Source organism: Methylobacterium sp. AC690 (assembly GCF_979256535.1).
In genome coordinates this window covers 1-254 of record NZ_CEEDOX010000091.1, presented here as the reverse complement: position 1 = coordinate 254, position 254 = coordinate 1, and the positions used below count along the sequence as shown (strand labels likewise).

At 74.4% G+C, this 254-nt stretch carries 1 pseudogene; it reads left to right on the top strand.

Annotated elements, in window-relative coordinates:
- A pseudogene (locus tag AC0IY1_RS25435) lies at window positions 1-254 on the top strand (PhnA-like protein); the annotation flags it as partial.

The following is a 254-nucleotide window of genomic DNA, read 5'->3' as shown; positions in this document are numbered from 1 at the left end:
GAGCAGTCGGTGCGCAACCAGGCGGCCGGGCAGGACCCGCAGGCGGCCAAGGACGCGGCCGTGGCCGCCATCCGGGCCCTGTTCACCGGGGATCCGGCCCAGAAGGCCCAGGCCGAGACCCGCGCGGCCGATGCGCTCGCCAAGGCCCAGGGCATCCCGGTCGAGCAGGCCAAGGCACAGATCCAGGACTACCGCAAGCAGTACGACGAGACCGTGGCCGCCGCCAAGGTGAAGGCCGAGGCCGCCGCCGTGGC